Here is a 16,491-nt window from a genome sequence, read left to right as displayed (position 1 = left end):
GGGAATCCGGGCCGGTCAGTGCCCGTGGTGCACGTCAGGCGCCTACCGGGCACGACAGGCCGCCGGGGCCGCGACGAGTGGGCCGCTCCGGTCCGCGCCGCGGACCGCCCGGTGCCTGTCGACACGGCGTCACTGCGGAACCCAGGTGCCCCGGCGGATCAGGCGGATCAGGCGTGTGCCGCCGTCACCGCCGCTGCTCGAGGATCCGTTCGATCACCAGCGCCACGCCGTCCTCGTTGTTGGCCGCGGTCCGGCCGGTCGCCGCGGCGACGGCGTCCGGGTGTGCGTTGCCCATGGCGTACGACTGACCGGCCCAGGTGAGCATCTCGATGTCGTTCGGCATGTCGCCGAAGGCGACGACCTCCTCGTGCGAGATGCCGCGTTCGGCGCAGCACAGGGCGAGCGTGCTGGCCTTGGAGACGCCCGGGCCGCTGATCTCCAGCAGGGCGCTGGGGCTGGAGCGCGTGATGGTGGCGCGTTCCGCGACGGCGAGCCGGGCCACGGTGAGGAAGCCGTCGGGCTCCATCGTGGGGTGGGCGGCGAGGATCTTGAGGATCGGCTGTCCGGTGGCGGCGCCTCCCGGGGCCAGCAGGTCCTCCACGGGCGCCAGCGTGTCCGGTGCCTCCATGAGCAGCTTCGGATAGTCCGGCTCCTGGTGGAACCCGTACGTCTGCTCGATCGCGTACGCCGTTCCGGGCGCCGCCTCGCGCAGCAGCCGTACGGTGTCCAGAGCGTTCTCCAGGGCGAGGTCGCGCACCTTCACGAACCGGTGGGCGCCGGGGCCGCCGTGCAGGTCGACGACGGCCGCTCCGTTGCCGCAGATCGCGAGGCCGTGACCGTGCACGTGGTCACTGACGACGTCCATCCAGCGGGCGGGCCGGCCGGTGACGAAGAAGACCTCGATGCCTGCCTCCTCGGCGGCGGCGAGGGCGGCGACCGTGCGTGCGGAGACCGACTTGTCGTCGTGCAGCAACGTTCCGTCAAGATCGGTGGCGATCAGCCGTGGCGGAACGGCGGGTGCGCCTCCCTGGGCGAGCGAGGTCGTGAGCGGGGAAGAGGCCGGGGGCTCGGGCTGTCGCGTCGCTGAGGTCACCGGCTCATTGTCCCGCATATGCCCGCACGCCCGTGCGGGACTGCGCACATCTGAGAGGTCGCCTCCGTCACGCCAGCTGGGCGGGGGCTTCCATGGCGATCCGTTCGAACACCTTCTCGTCCGCCGCGAAGTCCGAGCCGGCGATCGGCCAGTGGATCACGATCTCGGTGAAGCCCAGGTCCCGGTGACGGCCCGCGAAGTCGACGAAGGCGCCGACGGATAGCAGGGGCTGTCCGCGGTCGGGGGTGAACCCGGTGAGCAGGATCTTGTCGAGCGTGCGGACGTCACGGCCGACCGTCTCGCACGCGGCACCGAGCTTCTCGATCTGGCCGCGAAGGGCCTGGACGGACTGCTCCGGCGTGCCGTTCTCGAACAGTTCGGGGGCGCCGGTGGTCACCCAGGCCTGCCCGTAGCGCGCCGCGAGCCGCAGGCCGCGCGGGCCGGTGGCCGCCACGGCGAACGGCAGCCGGGGCCTTTGCACACACCCGGGGATGTTCCGTGCCTCGTGCGCCGAGTAGAACTCACCCTCGTACGACACCGAGTCCTCGGTCAGCAGGCGGTCCAGCAGCGGTACGAACTCGGCCAGCCGGTCGGCGCGCTCCCGTGGCGTCCAGGGGTCCTGACCGAGCGCGGTGGCGTCGAAGCCGGTGCCCCCCGCGCCGACGCCCAGGGTGAGCCGGCCGCCGGAGATGTCGTCGAGCGAGATGAGTTCCTTGGCCAGCGTGACGGGGTGCCGGAAGTTCGGCGAGGTCACCAGGGTGCCCAGACGCATGCGTTCGGTCACGGTCGCGGCGGCGGTCAGCGTGGGAAGGGCACCGAACCACGGGCCGTCCCGGAAAGTGCGCCAGGACAGGTGGTCGTAGGTGTAACCGGTGTGGAAGCCGAGCTGCTCGGCACGGGTCCACGCCGAACGGCCGCCCTCGTGCCAGCGGCGGTGCGGAAGGATGACGGTGCTCAGACGCAGACTCATGAGCCCGAGCCTAAGCGGGTCCGGCCGTTTCACGTGAAACGGTCACCGCATGCGGCTGTTCAGCCACGGGGTGAGGCCGATCACCGGGACCGGCTCCTTGTACGTACGGTCGCCGGGCAGCGGAACGACCAGGCGGTAACCGGGCGGGAAGCGGCGCGCCCTGACGAACGCCGTGCCGTCCCACAGCGCACGGAGGAAGGCGGGGACGTCGTCGCGGGGCAGGTCGTGGAACTCCACTCCCTCCACGGTGATCAGGGCGTCCTCCTCCGGGTAGAGCCGTACGGCCGTGCGGGGCAGGCCACCGAACTCGACGAAGGCCTCGTGCGGGAGCGAACCGTCCGGGTCGGTGGTGACACCCACGCCCGCTGCGCTGCGCCGCGAGGTCTGGTCGGCGCCGATGTCATGGGTCACCTCGATCTCACGCCCGTAGGCGGAGGCGAGGGCGCGGCAGGCGGCGACGGCGGCTTCGGTCGTGGCGAGACGGTGACGCATGCCGTCGATCATGCCCGACCGGTCAGTGGCCGGAAGCGAAGCGCAGGTACCGGGGCGGTACGGCCTGCGTCAGCCACACGCCGTTGGCGCTGACCCGGAACACGTGCCCGTCGCGGTGCATGGCGCCGGCGTCCACCGTGAGCACGACCGGCCGGCCGCGGCGGGCGCCCACCCGGGTCGCGGTCTCCCGGTCGGCCGAGAGGTGCACGTCGTGCCGGTTCATGCGGCGCAGACCCTCGGCGCGGATCGCCCCGAGGCAGCGGGCCACCGTCCCGTGCCAGAGGTACGGCGGCGGGGTGGCAGGCGGCAGCCCGAGGTCGACGTCGACACTGTGACCCTGGCTCGCCCGGATGCGGTCGCCGCGGATCTCGAAGCGCCGCTTGCCGTCGGTGGCGACCACCTGGTCCAGCTCCTCGCGGGTGATCCCGAAGCGGTGCGCGCTCGCCGCCGCGAGCAGGGCGTCGATCCCGGCCCATCCCGCCTCGTCCAGCGTGAGCCCGATCCTTCCGGGCTGGTGGCGCAGGTGCCGGGAGAGGTACTTCGACACCTTCACCGTGCGTCTCTCGTCCATGCCACCAGCTTGCCGGGAGAGACGAGCCTCACGCAGAACTTTTTTGCCGGGGAGGTTTGATCCACAGCGATGTGAAGTTATCCACAGGATCGGGCAGAAAACTGTGGACAACCGAAGGGTCCGCGGGGGCTTCGCCCGGGACGGCCGACGTTTCCGCCCGGGACGGCCGTGGCGGGCGGCTCTCACAAGGGTGGGCGCACCCGGGCCAGCCTGCGCAGCGCCCGCGGGGTGAAGCGGGACATCGCGTGCAGCAGCCGGGCCTCCGGGGTCACGGGTACGACCGCGGCGTCCCGGACGACCGCGCGCAGGATCGCGTCGGCGACCTTCTCCGGCGGATAGCCGCGCAGCCCGTACAGGCGGGCCGCGCGCTTCCGGCGGCGCTCCTCCTCGGCCGCGTCGGCCCCCGCGAAGCGCGCCGTGGAGGTGATGCCGGTGTCGACGAATCCGGGACACACCGCCGTGACCCCGATCCCCTGCCCGGCCAGCTCCGCCCGCAGGCACTCGCTGAGCATCAGCACCGCCGCCTTGGAGGTGCTGTAGGCGGGCAGCGCCCGGGAGGGCTGGTAGGCCGCCGCCGACGCGGTGTTGACGATGTGTCCGCCCTGGCCGCGTTCGGCCATCTGCCTCCCGAAGAGCCGGCAGCCGTGGATCACGCCCCACAGGTTGACGTCGAGGACCTTGCGCCAGTCCTCCGTGGTGTGGTCGAAGAACGAGCCGGACAGGCCGATGCCGGCGTTGTTCACCAGCACGTCCACCACGCCGTACTCGGCGGCGACCCGCTCGGCCAGCTTCTCCATCGCCCGCTCGTCACCGACGTCGGCGGTCTCCGCCCAGGCCTCCCGCGCACCCAGCGGCCGGGCCAGTCCGGCCGTGCGCGCCGCGGCCCCGGCGTCCCGGTCCACGGCCACCACGCGAGCCCCGGCCCGGGCGAAGGCGAGCGCGGTGGCCCGTCCGATGCCGCTGCCCGCGCCGGTGACCAGGACCAGCTGGCCGGCGAACCGGTCGGCGTACGGTCCGGTGGCGGCGGGCGAGGGCCGTCCGGCCCCGTCGGCGGTCACGAAGTCGGCGATCCAGTCGGCCAGCCGGTCGGGCCGGGTGCGGGGGACCCAGTGCTGCGCCGGAAGGGTCCGGCGCACCAGACGCGGGACCCACTGTTCCAGATCGTCGTACAGCCGTTCGGAGAGGAAGGCGTCGTTCACAGGGGTGATGAGCTGCACGGGGGCGTGGGCCCGGGCGTCCGGCCGCGGCCTGCGCAGGCGCGCCCGTACGTTGTCGCGGTACAGCCACGCGCCGTGCGCGGCGTCCCGCGGCAGCGAGCGGGTCGGGTAGTCGCCGGCGGGAACCTTCTCCACGCGCTGCAGGATCTTCGGCCAGCGCCGGCCGAGGGGGCCGCGCCAGGCGAGTTCGGGCAGGACGGGGGTGTGCAGCAGGTAGACGTACCAGGACCTGGCGCCCTGGCCGAGGAGCTGGCCCACCCGGCGCGGAGTGGGGCGGGCCAGGCGGGAGTTGATCCAGTGGCCGAAGTGGTCCAGGGAGGGGCCGGACAGGGAGGTGAAGGAGGCGATCCGGCCCTCGGTGCGCCGGACGGTGACGAACTCCCAGGCCTGCACCGAGCCCCAGTCGTGCCCCACCAGGTGCACCGGTGCGTCCGGACTGACCGCGTCGGCGACCGCCAGGAAGTCGTCGGTGAGCTTCTCCAGCGTGAATCCGCCGCGCAGGGGCCGGGGCGCGGTGGAGCGGCCGTGACCGCGGACGTCGTACAGCACGACGTGCAGCCCGAAGTGTCCGGCGAGGCGTTCGGCCACCTCGGACCAGACCTCCTTGCTGTCCGGGTAACCGTGCACCAGGATCACCGTCGGCCTGCGCGGATCCCCCAGTTCGGCCACGCACAGCTCGACCTCGCCGGTCCGTACCCGGCGCTCCCGCGCCCCCTTCAGCGGCGACACGCGCATCACCTTCCCTCCGCCCGGCGGCACGCTCCCCGTGCTCGCCTTCGCCGGGGACCGGGTGCCCGTCACGTGACTCCGGCGACTGTGGCAGTTGTTAGACGGAACGTCAATAGAGTGGGGGCGCGGCCTGGTAGGGCCGGGATGTCCCGGAACATGGGCTACCCCAGGGGTGCGCCCCCTAGGGCCCCGTAATACTCAAGAGGGACCGCAAGACGGCTCTGGGGTCTGACGACTCGCGTGGCGGGCGTCACTATCGTCGAAGACGTGACTGTGATCGCGACCGAAAGCCTGAGCAAGCGGTTCCCCCGGGTGACCGCGCTTGACCGGCTCTCCGTGGACGTCGGACCCGGTGTGACCGGACTCGTCGGCGCCAACGGAGCCGGCAAGTCCACACTGATCAAGATCCTGCTGGGTCTGTCCCCCGCCACGGAGGGCCGTGCCAAGGTGCTCGGCCTCGACGTCGCCGGCGAGGGCGCCGCGATCCGCGAGCGCGTCGGCTACATGCCGGAACACGACTGCCTGCCACCGGACGTCTCGGCCACCGAGTTCGTCGTCCACATGGCCCGCATGTCCGGCCTGCCGCCCACCGCCGCCCGCGAGCGCACCGCCGACACCCTGCGCCACGTCGGCCTCTACGAGGAGCGCTACCGCCCCATCGGCGGCTACTCGACCGGCATGAAGCAGCGCGTCAAGCTCGCCCAGGCCCTGGTGCACGACCCGCAGCTGGTCTTCCTCGACGAGCCGACCAACGGCCTCGACCCCGTCGGCCGCGACGACATGCTCGGCCTCATCCGCCGCATCCACACCGACTTCGGCATCTCGGTCCTGGTCACCTCCCACCTGCTGGGCGAACTGGAGCGCACCTGCGACCACGTCGTCGTCATCGACGGCGGCAAGCTCCTGCGCTCCAGCTCCACCACCGACTTCACCCAGACCACGACCACCCTCGCCGTCGAGGTCACCGACAGCGACGAACACCCGGACGGCACCCGCGCGGTCCGTGAGGCGCTCCACGCGCGCGGGGTGCAGACCGAGGACGGCACCGGGCTGCCGGGCGCGGGACACGTCCTGCTGCTCACCGCCCAGGGCGAGGAGACCCACGACCTGGTGCGGGACGTGATCGCCGACCTCGGCCTCGGCCTGGTCCGCATGGAGCAGCGCCGCCACCACATCTCCGAGGTCTTCCGGGACGAAGACGAACAGCGCGAGGGACAGCGGAAGGAGGCGGCCGACCATGTCGCTTGAGCAGCCCCTGCGGAATCCGGCCCCGCCCGCGGGCGACCAGACCCGCATCCACAACATCGGCTACCGCAACTACGACGGCCCCCGCCTCGGCCGCGCCTACGCCCGCCGCTCGCTGTACTCGCAGTCCCTGCGCGGCTCCTACGGCCTCGGACGCTCGGTGAAGTCCAAGGTGCTGCCGATGCTGCTGTTCGTGGTGATGTGCGTGCCCGCGGCCATCATGGTCGCCGTCGCGGTCGCCACCAAGGCCAAGGACCTCCCCGTCGACTACACGCGCTACGCCATCATCATGCAGGGCGTCATCAGCCTGTACGTCGCCTCACAGGCACCGCAGTCCGTCTCGCGCGACCTGCGCTTCAAGACCGTGCCGCTGTACTTCTCGCGGCCCATCGAGACCGCCGACTACGTCCGCGCCAAGTACGCGGCACTGGCCTCGGCGCTGTTCATCCTGACCGCCGCACCGCTGCTCGTCCTCTACGTGGGCGCGCTGCTGGCCAAGCTCGACTTCGCCGACCAGACCAAGGGATTCGCCGAAGGACTCGTCTCCGTGGCCCTGCTCTCACTGCTCTTCGCAGGCATCGGCCTGGTCATCGCCGCCATCACCCCGCGCCGGGGCTTCGGCATCGCGGCCGTGATCGCCGTCCTGGTCATCTCCTACGGCGCGGTCTCCACCCTGGAGGCCATCGCCGACGCCCAGAACAGCACGAGCGCCATCCCCTGGATCGGCCTGTTCTCACCGGTCACCCTCATCGACGGCATCCAGACGGCCTTCCTCGGCGCGACCTCCGCCGCCCCCGGCGCCGTCGGCCCCGGCAGCGCTCAGGGCGTCGTCTACGTCCTGGTCGTCCTCGGCCTCATCGCCGGCGCCTACGGCCTCCTGCTGCGCCGCTACAAGAAGGTGGGACTGTGACCACGCTCAGCATCGACCACGTCTCCCGCTGGTTCGGCAACGTGGTCGCCGTCAACGACATCACCATGACGATCGGCCCCGGCGTCACCGGCCTGCTCGGCCCCAACGGCGCCGGCAAGTCCACGCTGATCAACATGATGGGCGGATTCCTCGCCCCCTCCACCGGCACCGTCACCCTGGACGGCCGGCCCGTGTGGCGCAACGAGGAGATCTACCGGCACATCGGCGTCGTCCCCGAGCGCGAGGCGATGTACGACTTCCTCACCGGCCGCGACTTCGTCGTCGCCAACGCCGAACTGCACGGCCTGGGCGCCAAGGCGGCACAGAAGGCGCTGGCCACGGTCGAGATGGAGTACGCGCAGGACCGCAAGATCTCCACGTACTCCAAGGGCATGCGGCAGCGCGTGAAGATGGCCAGCGCCCTGGTGCACGACCCCTCGCTGCTCCTGCTCGACGAGCCGTTCAACGGCATGGACCCGCGCCAGCGCATGCAGCTCATGGACCTGCTGCGGCGCATGGGCGACGAGGGCCGCACGGTGCTGTTCTCCTCCCACATCCTGGAGGAGGTCGAGCAGCTCGCCTGGCACATCGAGGTCATCGTCGCCGGACGGCACGCGGCCAGCGGTGACTTCCGCAAGATCCGCCGCCTGATGACCGACCGCCCGCACCGCTACCTGGTGCGCTCCAGTGACGACCGCGCCCTCGCGGCGGCACTGATCGCGGACCCGTCGACCTCCGGCATCGAGGTGGACCTCGCCGAAGGAGCGCTGCGCATCCAGGCCGTCGACTTCGGCCGGTTCACCACCCTGCTGCCGCGGGTGGCCCGGGACCACGGCATCCGGCTGCACACGGTCTCGCCGTCCGACGAGTCCCTCGAGTCCGTCTTCTCGTATCTGGTCGCGGCGTAGGAGGCCGAAATGTACGACCCCACAGTCGCCCGGCTCACCTACCGAGCCCTGCTCGGCCGCCGCCGGGCCCTCATCCTCGGTGCGCTGCCCCTGCTGCTGATCGTCATCGCGGTCGTCGTGCGCGCCCTCACCGGCGCCGACGACCAGACCGCGGTCAACGTCCTCGGCGGCTTCGCGCTCGCCACCATGGTGCCGATCATCGGCGTCATCGCCGGGACCGGTGCGATCGGTCCGGAGATCGACGACGGCTCGGTGGTGTACCTGCTGGCCAAACCGCTGAAGCGGCCGGTCATCATCTTCACCAAGTTGATCGTGGCGATCGCCGTGACCATGGTGTTCTCGGCGGTCCCGACACTGATCGCCGGACTGATCCTCAACGGCAACGGCCAGCAGATCGCGGTGGCCTACACCGTGGCCGCCCTGGTCGCCTCCATCGCCTACGCCGCCCTGTTCCTCCTGCTGGGCACGGTCTCCCGGCACGCGGTGGTCTTCGGCCTGGTGTACGCGCTGGTCTGGGAGGCGCTGTTCGGCTCCCTGGTGCCCGGCGCGCGCACGCTGAGCATCCAGCAGTGGGCCCTGGCGGTCGCGCACAAGGTCGCCGGCGGAGACCTGGTGACCTCCGAGGTGGGCCTGACGACGGCGACGGTCCTGCTGGTCCTGGTGACGGTGCTGGCCACCTGGTACGCCGGTCAGAAACTGCGGTCCCTGACCCTCGCCGGCGAGGAGTGAGGAACGGGCGGGCGCCGCGGTCCGGCGGCCCCGCTCGCCCTTGACGGAGGCTTCACCGCCGTACGCCCACACTGGGCGCAGTGGACGGAAGACCAGGAGGACGGAGATGAGGGGCGAGACTCCGCGGGGCGAGGACCGGCGCACGAGCGGGGACGGATGGGACGACGTCGTCCTCGACACCGACTTCGTACGGGCCGCCGAGGCCACCGAGCCCTCGGCCCGGGCCCGGATGCTCGCCGCCCGCTGGCGCGGCCAGGCTCCCGAACCGCAGCCGTGGCGCTCCGACGAGCCGCTGGCGGGGTGGTTCTTCAGCAAGGTGCGCCGCCGGTGGCGACGCCGCTGACGGGCCGGGCCGGTCTGCGGCACCGGCCCGCACGGCCGCACCGGCTGCCGCACGGCCTGCACCGGCTTGTGCGGCCTGAAGACCTGCACGGCCTGCACCGGCCTCTACGGCCTGAATGACCTGTACGGACAGCGCCGGCCTGCACGGCTACGGACCGCACCGGCCCGTGCCGTCTGTACGGCGGCGTCGGCCCGCACGGCCCAGGAACCCCGCCGGTCGGCACGGCGTGACAGGCATGTACCGCCTGCATCGGCCGTCTCCGGTGCGACCCGTCGGTGCAGGCCGGAGCGGCCGACGCGGCCCGGAGTAGTGGGCGAGGCCGGGTCTCAGCCCAGCAACCGCTCCACCACGACCGCGATGCCGTCCTCGTCGTGGGAGGCGGTGACCTCGTCCGCGACCGCCTTCAGGTCGTCATGGGCATTGGCCATGGCCACGCCGTGGGCGGCCCAGGCGAACATCGGGATGTCGTTGGGCATGTCGCCGAAGGCGAGCGTGTCGGCCGCCTTTAGACCCAGCCGCCGCGCGGCCAGGGACAGCCCCGTCGCCTTGGACAGGCCGAGCGGGAGAAGCTCCACTATGCCCTCGCCGGCCATGGTGACCGAGACGAACCCGCCCGCGATCCGCAGGGCCGCCTCGGCCAGTTCGTCGTCGGACAGGGCCGGGTGCTGGATGTAGATCTTGTTGAGCGGGGCGCTCCACAGGTCCGAGACGTCCGTGAGCGGCGTGCCGGGCAGGGCGCCCGTCAGGGCGTAGCCGGGCCCCACCAGCACCTCGCCGTCCAGGCCGTCCCGGCTCGCCGCCAGGTACAGCGGGCCGACCTCGGCCTCGATCTTGGCCAGGGCCACTTTGGCCAGCTGCCGGTCCAGCGTCACCGAGGTCAGCAGGCGCCGCTCCCCGGCGTCGTAGACCTGGGCGCCCTGACCGCAGACCGCGAGGCCGCTGTAGCCGAGGTCGTCGAGGATGTGCCGCGTCCAGGGGACCGCGCGGCCGGTGACGACGATGTGCGCGGCACCGGCGGCGGCGGCCGCCGCCAGGGCCTCACGGGTGCGCGGCGAGACCGAGTCGTCCGAGCGCAGCAGCGTCCCGTCCAGGTCGGTCGCGATCAGCCGGTAGGGCAGGCCGCCGGAGGTCTCGCCGACGCCCTGGGAGACGGTGGCGGTCACTTGGCCAGCGGCTCCAGGACCTCCCGGCCGCCGAGGTAGGGACGCAGCACCTCGGGCACGCGCACGGAACCGTCGGCCTGCTGGTGGTTCTCCAGGATGGCGACGATGGTGCGGGGCACGGCGCACAGGGTGCCGTTGAGGGTGGCGAGCGGCTTGACCTGCTTGCCGTCGCGGACACGGATCGACAGGCGCCGCGACTGGAACTCGGTGCAGTCCGAGGTCGAGGTCAGCTCGCGGTACTTGCCCTGGGTCGGGATCCACGCCTCACAGTCGAACTTGCGTGCGGCGGAGGCGCCCAGGTCGGCCGAGGCGACGTCGATCACGCGGAACGGCAGCTCCAGCGACGTCAGCCACTGCTTCTCCCACTCCAGCAGCCGCTGGTGCTCGGCCTGCGAGTCCTCCGGGGCGACGTAGGAGAACATCTCGACCTTGTCGAACTGGTGCACGCGGAAGATGCCGCGGGTGTCCTTGCCGTGCGAGCCGGCCTCGCGGCGGAAGCACGGCGAGAAGCCCGCGTAGCGCAGCGGCAGCCGCTCGGCGTCGATGATCTCGTCCATGTGGTAGGCCGCCAGCGGCACCTCGGACGTGCCGACCAGGTAGAGGTCGTCCTTGTCGAGGTGGTAGACGTCCTGAGCGGCCTGGCCGAGGAAACCGGTGCCCGCCATGGACTGCGGACGCACCAGCGCCGGCGTGAGCATCGGGGTGAAGCCGGCCGCGGTGGCCTGGCTGATCGCCGCGTTCACCAGGGCCAGTTCCAGCAGGGCGCCGACACCGGTGAGGAAGTAGAAGCGCGAGCCGGAGACCTTCGCGCCGCGCTCCACGTCGATCGCGCCGAGGAGCTGGCCCAGCTCCAGGTGGTCCTTGGGGTCGAAGCCCTCGGCGGCGAAGTCGCGGATGGTGCCGTGCGTCTCCAGCGTGACGAAGTCCTCCTCGCCACCGACGGGCACGTCGGGGTGGACGAGGTTGCCGAGGCGGAGCAGCAGTTCCTGGGTCTCCGCGTCGGCGGCGTCGCGTTCCGCGTCGGCCGTCTTGACGTCGGCGGCGAGCTGGCTCGCCTTCTTCAGCAGCTCGGCCTTCTCGTCGCCTGAAGCCTTGGGGATGAGCTTGCCCAGCGCCTTCTGCTCGGCGCGCAGCTCGTCGAAGCGGACGCCGGACGACCTGCGCCGCTCGTCGGCAGACAGGAGGGAGTCGACGAGGGCGACGTCCTCTCCACGGGCACGCTGCGAGGCGCGCGCACGGTCAGGGTCCTCACGGAGCAGACGAAGGTCAATCACGTGCTCAAGGCTACCGGTGCGGCGTTCGGGCTCACGACCCAGTATTCCGGACCGCACCGCCGCATGGCCGTACCCGCCGTCGTGGACGAATTGCGCGTCGTGTCAATGGAGGGTGTCCGGCACCCTGGAAGGGTGCGGGCGGTGGCGGTCCCGTTGACCGGACTGCCTTGTGCGCAGGGGGACTTGAGAGGTGAGTTGTCCACAGGAATCCCCACCCCGCGTTGAGTTATCCACAGGCTGTGCGCAACTCCTGTGGACTCCGGAATTGATCACTCCAGAAGTGTCGGCCGCGGGAAGAATTCCCGGATCGAACCGGCCGGACACCCACTTTCGGGTGGAAAGGGGTCGCCCCAAAAGATGAACCAAAGGAAACGGGTGGACGAAGGGTGACCTGCGGGGTGGCGAGCCGGATGAGGGGATGTAGGGCGATTTGTCGACCGAGTCGCCCTTCGGTGTCGACTTGTCCCCAGGTCGAGAAGAGGACCTGTGGATAACTTCTGTGGACAATGAAGATCTGCAGGTAGGACCGGTCACATCCGGTCGGAGAGCGACTAGAAACGGCCGTCCTGGCAGCGGGCCACCCAGTCCGCCGCGGCCGCGAACTCCTCGTCCGAGGTCCCGGCGAGCGGCGGCCGCGGGGCCTGCGCGCCGACGTCCGCGCGCGGGTACGAACCCAGGAAGCGCACCTGCAGACAGATCCGCTTCAGGCCCATCAGGGCCTCGGCCATCCGGCGGTCGGTGATGTGCCCCTCGGCGTCGACGCAGAAGCAGTAGTTGCCGATTCCCGCGCCCGTCGGCCGGGACTGGAGCAGCATGAGGTTGATCCCCCGGCCGGCGAACTCGCCCAGCAGGTCGCGCAGCCCGCCGGGATGGTCGTCGCGCTGCCACAGCACCACGGACGTCTTGTCCGCGCCGCTCGGGGCGGCGGGCCGTGCGGGGCGGCCGACGAGGACGAACCGGGTCTGCGCGTTCTCCGCGTCGTGGATGCCGCTCTCCAGGGCCTCCAGTCCGTACCGTGCCGCGGCGAACTCACCGGCGAAGGCCGCGTCGTAGCGGCCCTCCTGGACCAGTCGGGCCCCGTCGGCGTTCGAGGCGGCCGATTCCCACCGGACGTGCGGCAGATGCGTCTTCAGCCAGTTGCGCACCTGGGGCTGGGCGGCCGGATGGGCGGTCACCGTCTTGATGCCGGCGAGCGAGGTGCCGGGCCTGGCCAGCAGCGCGAAGGTGATCGGCAGGAGCACCTCGCGGTAGATCACCAGAGGCCGGCCCGCGACCAGTTCGTCGAGCGTGGTGGTGATGCCGCCCTCGACGGAGTTCTCGATCGGCACGAAAGCGGCCTCGGCCTCGCCGTCGCGGACCGCGTCCAGCGCGGACTGCACGGACACGTAGGGGACCAGTTCCCTGGTGGCCGCCTCGGGGAGGGTGCGCAGCGCCACTTCGGTGAAGGTGCCCTCGGGGCCGAGGTAGGCGTAGCTCGCTGACATGTCCTCAACCCTAGGCCCTCCGGTCCGGGGCGGGCCGGGTGCGCGGGCCCGGGCCCGGGTGCGGCGTCACCCGGGTGCGGCGCCGAGCCCGGGGCTCATCCCTCCAGCAGCCGCTGCCCGACGTACTCGCCCTTGCCCGCGCCGCCCGGCACGGCGAACAGGCCGCTCGCCTCGTGCCGGATGAACTGCGACAGCGCGTCGCCGCGGTCCAGCTTGCGCTGCACCGGCACGAAGCCCCGCAGCGGGTCCGCCTGCCAGCAGATGAACAGCAGACCCGCGTCCGGTGTGCCGTCCGCGGCGAAGCCGTCGTGGTAGGAGAAGGGACGGCGGAGCATGGCCGCGCCCCCGTTCTGGTCGGGGCGTGTGATGCGGGCGTGGGCGTTCACGGGGACGACGTAGGAACCGTCCCTGCCGGTCTTCTCCAGGTCCATGGCGGTCGTTTCGGTTCCTCCGCTGAGCGGTGCGCCGTCGGACTTGCGGCGTCCGATGACGTTCTCCTGCTGGGTGAGGGGCAGTTTCTCCCAGTCGTCCAGGAGCATGCGGATACGGCGTACGACGGCGTAGGAGCCGTTCGCCATCCAGGCCGGCCGGCTCTCGGCGGGGACGAAGATCCGCTGGTCGAAGTCGGCGTCGTGCGGTTTCGGGTTGTTGGTGCCGTCGACCTGGCCCATCAGGTTGCGGGCCGTCATCGGGTGCGCGGTGGCGCCGGGGGAACGGTTGAAGCCGTTCATCTGCCAGCGCACGCGGGCCGCGGCGCCCGCGTCCTTCTGGACGGCGCGCAGGGCGTGGAAGGCGACCAGGGCGTCGTCGGCGCCGATCTGCACCCACAGGTCGCCGTTGCTGCGGGCCTTGTCGAGCCGGTCGGAGGAGAAGTCGGGCAGCGGGTCGAGGGCTGCGGGCCGCTGCTTCTGCAGGCCGGTGCGGTCGAAGAACGTCCGGCCGAAGCCGAAGGTGACCGTGAGGGAGGAGGGGCCCGCGTCGCGGGCGACGTCCGTGTCGCCGTGCGCCGCGGGCTCGCCCGCCATCAGCCGTTCGGCGGTGTCCGACCAGCGGCGCAGCAGTGCGGCGGCCTCCTTGCGGCCCGCGCCGGGTGCCAGGTCGAAGGCGATGAGGTGGCCGCAGGCCTGGAGGGGGTCGGTGATGCCGGGCTGATGTTTCACGTGAAACGCCGCCCGGCCCGCGCCCAGGGCGGTCAGGGGGGTGGCACCGGCGGGTGCGGAGGTGTAGCCGACGGCCGCGCCCGCCGCGCCGAGGACGAGCCCGGTGGCACCGGCCGTGCCGAGCAGCCGCCGGCGTGAGACACCGGTTCCGCCGGATGCTCCGGCCTGCCCGGCCTCGGGGCGGGTCGGCGAGGAGGCCGGTGCGGCGGCGGCCTTCGGGGTGGACTGGTCGGTCATGGTGGGTCAGCCGATCTGCATGTTCTTGGAGACGGTCACCTGGTCGATGTCGGAGGTCCGTACGGTCACGGCGACCTTCCAGGAGCCGGCCATGGGGATCTGTACTCCACTGGCCGCCCAGTGGCCGGTGGTGATGTGGTCGGGGGTGACGGACAGCGGACCGATCTTCTGGGCGGTCAGGGTGAAGGCGGTCTTGATCTCGGGGACGTCGAACGCCTTCCCGTCCGGCCGCTGCACGTAGACGTGCATCTCGTTGCCGCCCACGCGCGCGGGGTCGATGTCGAGCCGGACCACGCCCTTGCCGTCCTGGCCGCCGGTGTCGAACGGCATGTCGAGGGTGACGGCCCCTGCCTCCGATGAGGAGGCGGAGGACGAGGAGGCCGAGGACGACGCGGCGGCCTTGGCCTCTTCCTCCGTGCGGCCGGGCTCGGTCTGGGTCAGCACCGTGGTGACGGCGAGCAGGATGACGGCGACCGTGGCCTCCGCCATGACGGAACGGCGCAGCCCGAACCGGTTCGGGTCGGCGGTCCGCTCCCGTTTCTGCCGGGCCGCGTCCACGGCGGCCCGCTGCCGGGCCAGCTGGGCGGCGCGCCGGGAGTCGCCGTCGGCCGGCCCCGGTGCCTGCGTGGTGCTCTTCCGCGCGCCCACGGGTTCTGTCCGCGCCGGGTCCTGGGCCCGCTGCGGACCGTGTTGCGTCCCAGGGTTCGCGGGGGCGGTCGCGGCCCGGCCGGTGACCGTGCCGGCCAGCCGGCCCGTCCAGCGCCGGGAGGTCCAGGCGACGCCGACCATGAGGACGACGAGGCCGGCCTTGACGAGGAGCAACTGCCCGTAGCGGGTGCCGGTCAGCGCCGGCCACGAGCCGACCTGGCGCCAGGACTGGTAGACGCCGGTGGCGACGAGGGCCACCACGGAGCCGAAGGCGACCCGGGAGAAGCGGCGTACGGCCGGGGCGCCGACGGGGGTGTCCGCCGGTGCCCGGTACAGCGCGACCAGGAGTGCGGCGAGTCCGCCGAGCCAGGCGGCCACGGCGAGCAGGTGGACGACGTCGACCGGCATCGCGATGCCGGGCTGGAGGCCGACCGAGGCGTGTTCGGCCAGGGCCCAGCTCGCCGCCAGTCCGGCGGCGACCACGACGCCGCCGATCGCGAGTCCGAACGTCAGGTCCCGTTTCTCCTCGTCCTCGCGTTTCTCGTAGGCCCCGAAGAGGACCGCGACGAAGAGGGCCGCGGCCGCGAGCAGCAGCAGCCGCGAGACGAGGGCGGCGCCCGTCTTGGTCTGGAGCACCTCGCCGAGCAGGTTCAGGTCGAGGACGTCGCCGAGTTTCCCGGAGGTGGTGTAGGAGCCGCGCAGGAGCAGCAGGGCCAGGGTCGCCGCGGTGAGCGCGACCCAGCCGGACACGACGAGCCGCTGCACGGCCCGCACTCCGGCCCCGCGCTGCCAGCAGGCGAGGACGAAGGCGGCGCCGCCGGCCAGGACGATGAAGCCGGCGTAGGAGACGTAGCGCCCGATGCCGTACAGCCAGCCGACGGGTCCGCCGCCCACGTCCTGGCCGCCGGCCACGACGGAGGTCTTGGAGGGTGCTCCGACGGAGAAGGTGTAGGCGCCGGCGACCGGGTGGCTGTCGGCGGAGACCACCTGGTAGGTGACGGTGTACGTGCCCTTGGCCAGCCGGCCGCGCAGTCCCAGGGTGTACGTGGTGCCGGTGGTGTTGGACGGCCTGCCGGTGTCGACCCGGCGGCCGGCCGGGTCGAGGACGCGCAGGGAGTCGTCGTTCATGGCGACCTTCTCGGAGAAGGTCAGGGAGACCCGGGCGGGTGCCTCGGCGACCACCGCCCCCTGCCGGGGGTCGCTGCCGGTCAGCGCGGCGTGCGCGGAGGCCGGTGCGGCGCCGGCCAGGAGCGCGCCGGTGGCGGCCAGGAACAGCAGCACCAGGTTCCGGACGCGGGGGGCGATGGTCTGCGTCAAG

General features: G+C 72.1%; 15 protein-coding genes. 5 read left to right on the top strand and 10 right to left on the bottom strand.

Translation table 11 applies throughout. The features are described from left to right. Positions 1-184: 184 nt before the first annotated feature. From ABZ719_RS26805 to ABZ719_RS26785, 5 genes are all read right to left on the bottom strand, one after another. Positions 185-1,111 carry an HAD-IIB family hydrolase gene (locus ABZ719_RS26805; protein ID WP_366727727.1) on the bottom strand — a complete coding sequence of 309 codons (927 nt, stop codon included), beginning with the start codon at positions 1,109-1,111 and terminating at the stop codon, positions 185-187. 49 nt (positions 1,112-1,160) lie between these two features. Beyond that, complete coding sequence (locus tag ABZ719_RS26800) at positions 1,161-2,063, bottom strand: LLM class flavin-dependent oxidoreductase (RefSeq protein WP_366727726.1); 903 nt, start codon at positions 2,061-2,063, stop codon at positions 1,161-1,163. Between the two features lie 42 nt (positions 2,064-2,105). Next, on the bottom strand, positions 2,106-2,567 hold the full coding sequence (locus ABZ719_RS26795) for a hypothetical protein (protein ID WP_366727725.1): 462 nt from the start codon (positions 2,565-2,567) through the stop codon (positions 2,106-2,108). A 10-nt stretch (positions 2,568-2,577) separates the two neighbouring features. Beyond that, positions 2,578-3,126 (bottom strand): RNA 2'-phosphotransferase, encoded by a 549-nt coding sequence (locus tag ABZ719_RS26790; RefSeq protein ID WP_366727724.1) that lies wholly within the window; start codon positions 3,124-3,126, stop codon positions 2,578-2,580. A 182-nt stretch (positions 3,127-3,308) separates the two neighbouring features. After that, complete coding sequence (locus ABZ719_RS26785) at positions 3,309-5,078, bottom strand: SDR family oxidoreductase (RefSeq protein ID WP_366727723.1); 1,770 nt, start codon at positions 5,076-5,078, stop codon at positions 3,309-3,311. Positions 5,079-5,345: 267 nt separating this feature from the next. On the opposite strand from ABZ719_RS26785, the gene ABZ719_RS26780 reads away from it, so the two are divergent. The 5 genes from ABZ719_RS26780 to ABZ719_RS26760 all read left to right on the top strand — a co-directional run bounded on the left by ABZ719_RS26780 (position 5,346) and on the right by ABZ719_RS26760 (position 9,207). Continuing rightward, positions 5,346-6,320, top strand: a complete 975-nt coding sequence (locus ABZ719_RS26780) for an ABC transporter ATP-binding protein (protein ID WP_366727758.1) — start codon at positions 5,346-5,348, stop codon at positions 6,318-6,320. After that, entirely contained in the window at positions 6,310-7,227 is a 918-nt protein-coding gene (locus ABZ719_RS26775) for an ABC transporter permease (RefSeq protein WP_366727722.1), read from the top strand. Before ABZ719_RS26780 ends, ABZ719_RS26775 begins: the two co-directional genes overlap by 11 nt. After that, entirely contained in the window at positions 7,224-8,135 is a 912-nt protein-coding gene (locus tag ABZ719_RS26770; protein ID WP_366727721.1) for an ABC transporter ATP-binding protein, read from the top strand. The genes ABZ719_RS26775 and ABZ719_RS26770 overlap by 4 nt, the downstream gene beginning before the upstream one ends. A gap of 9 nt (positions 8,136-8,144) precedes the next feature. Beyond that, positions 8,145-8,864, top strand: a complete 720-nt coding sequence (locus ABZ719_RS26765) for an ABC transporter permease (RefSeq protein ID WP_366727720.1) — start codon at positions 8,145-8,147, stop codon at positions 8,862-8,864. 106 nt (positions 8,865-8,970) lie between these two features. Next, on the top strand, positions 8,971-9,207 hold the full coding sequence (locus ABZ719_RS26760; RefSeq protein WP_366727719.1) for a hypothetical protein: 237 nt from the start codon (positions 8,971-8,973) through the stop codon (positions 9,205-9,207). Positions 9,208-9,533: 326 nt separating this feature from the next. Here ABZ719_RS26760 and ABZ719_RS26755 read toward each other — a convergent pair whose 3' ends face one another. The 5 genes from ABZ719_RS26755 to ABZ719_RS26735 all read right to left on the bottom strand — a co-directional run bounded on the left by ABZ719_RS26755 (position 9,534) and on the right by ABZ719_RS26735 (position 16,490). Then, positions 9,534-10,370: an HAD family hydrolase gene (locus ABZ719_RS26755; RefSeq protein WP_366727718.1), complete on the bottom strand. Its 837-nt coding sequence runs from the start codon at positions 10,368-10,370 to the stop codon at positions 9,534-9,536. Then, positions 10,367-11,644 (bottom strand): serine--tRNA ligase, encoded by a 1,278-nt coding sequence (gene serS, locus ABZ719_RS26750; RefSeq protein ID WP_366727717.1) that lies wholly within the window; start codon positions 11,642-11,644, stop codon positions 10,367-10,369. The genes ABZ719_RS26755 and serS overlap by 4 nt, the downstream gene beginning before the upstream one ends. A 551-nt stretch (positions 11,645-12,195) precedes the next feature. Beyond that, a complete protein-coding gene (gene pheA, locus ABZ719_RS26745) occupies positions 12,196-13,128 on the bottom strand; it encodes a prephenate dehydratase (protein ID WP_366727716.1) in 933 nt (310 codons plus the stop codon). A gap of 95 nt (positions 13,129-13,223) precedes the next feature. Then, a complete protein-coding gene (efeB, locus tag ABZ719_RS26740) occupies positions 13,224-14,525 on the bottom strand; it encodes an iron uptake transporter deferrochelatase/peroxidase subunit (protein WP_366727715.1) in 1,302 nt (433 codons plus the stop codon). A gap of 6 nt (positions 14,526-14,531) precedes the next feature. Further along, complete coding sequence (locus tag ABZ719_RS26735) at positions 14,532-16,490, bottom strand: copper resistance protein CopC (protein WP_366727714.1); 1,959 nt, start codon at positions 16,488-16,490, stop codon at positions 14,532-14,534. Position 16,491 lies beyond the last annotated feature (1 nt).

It is taken from the genome of Streptomyces sp. NPDC006743, assembly GCF_040703815.1.
Taxonomy (GTDB): Bacteria; Actinomycetota; Actinomycetes; order Streptomycetales; family Streptomycetaceae; genus Streptomyces.
Note: the sequence above shows the minus strand (reverse complement) of the source record. Positions and strands in the feature narration are given on the sequence as shown.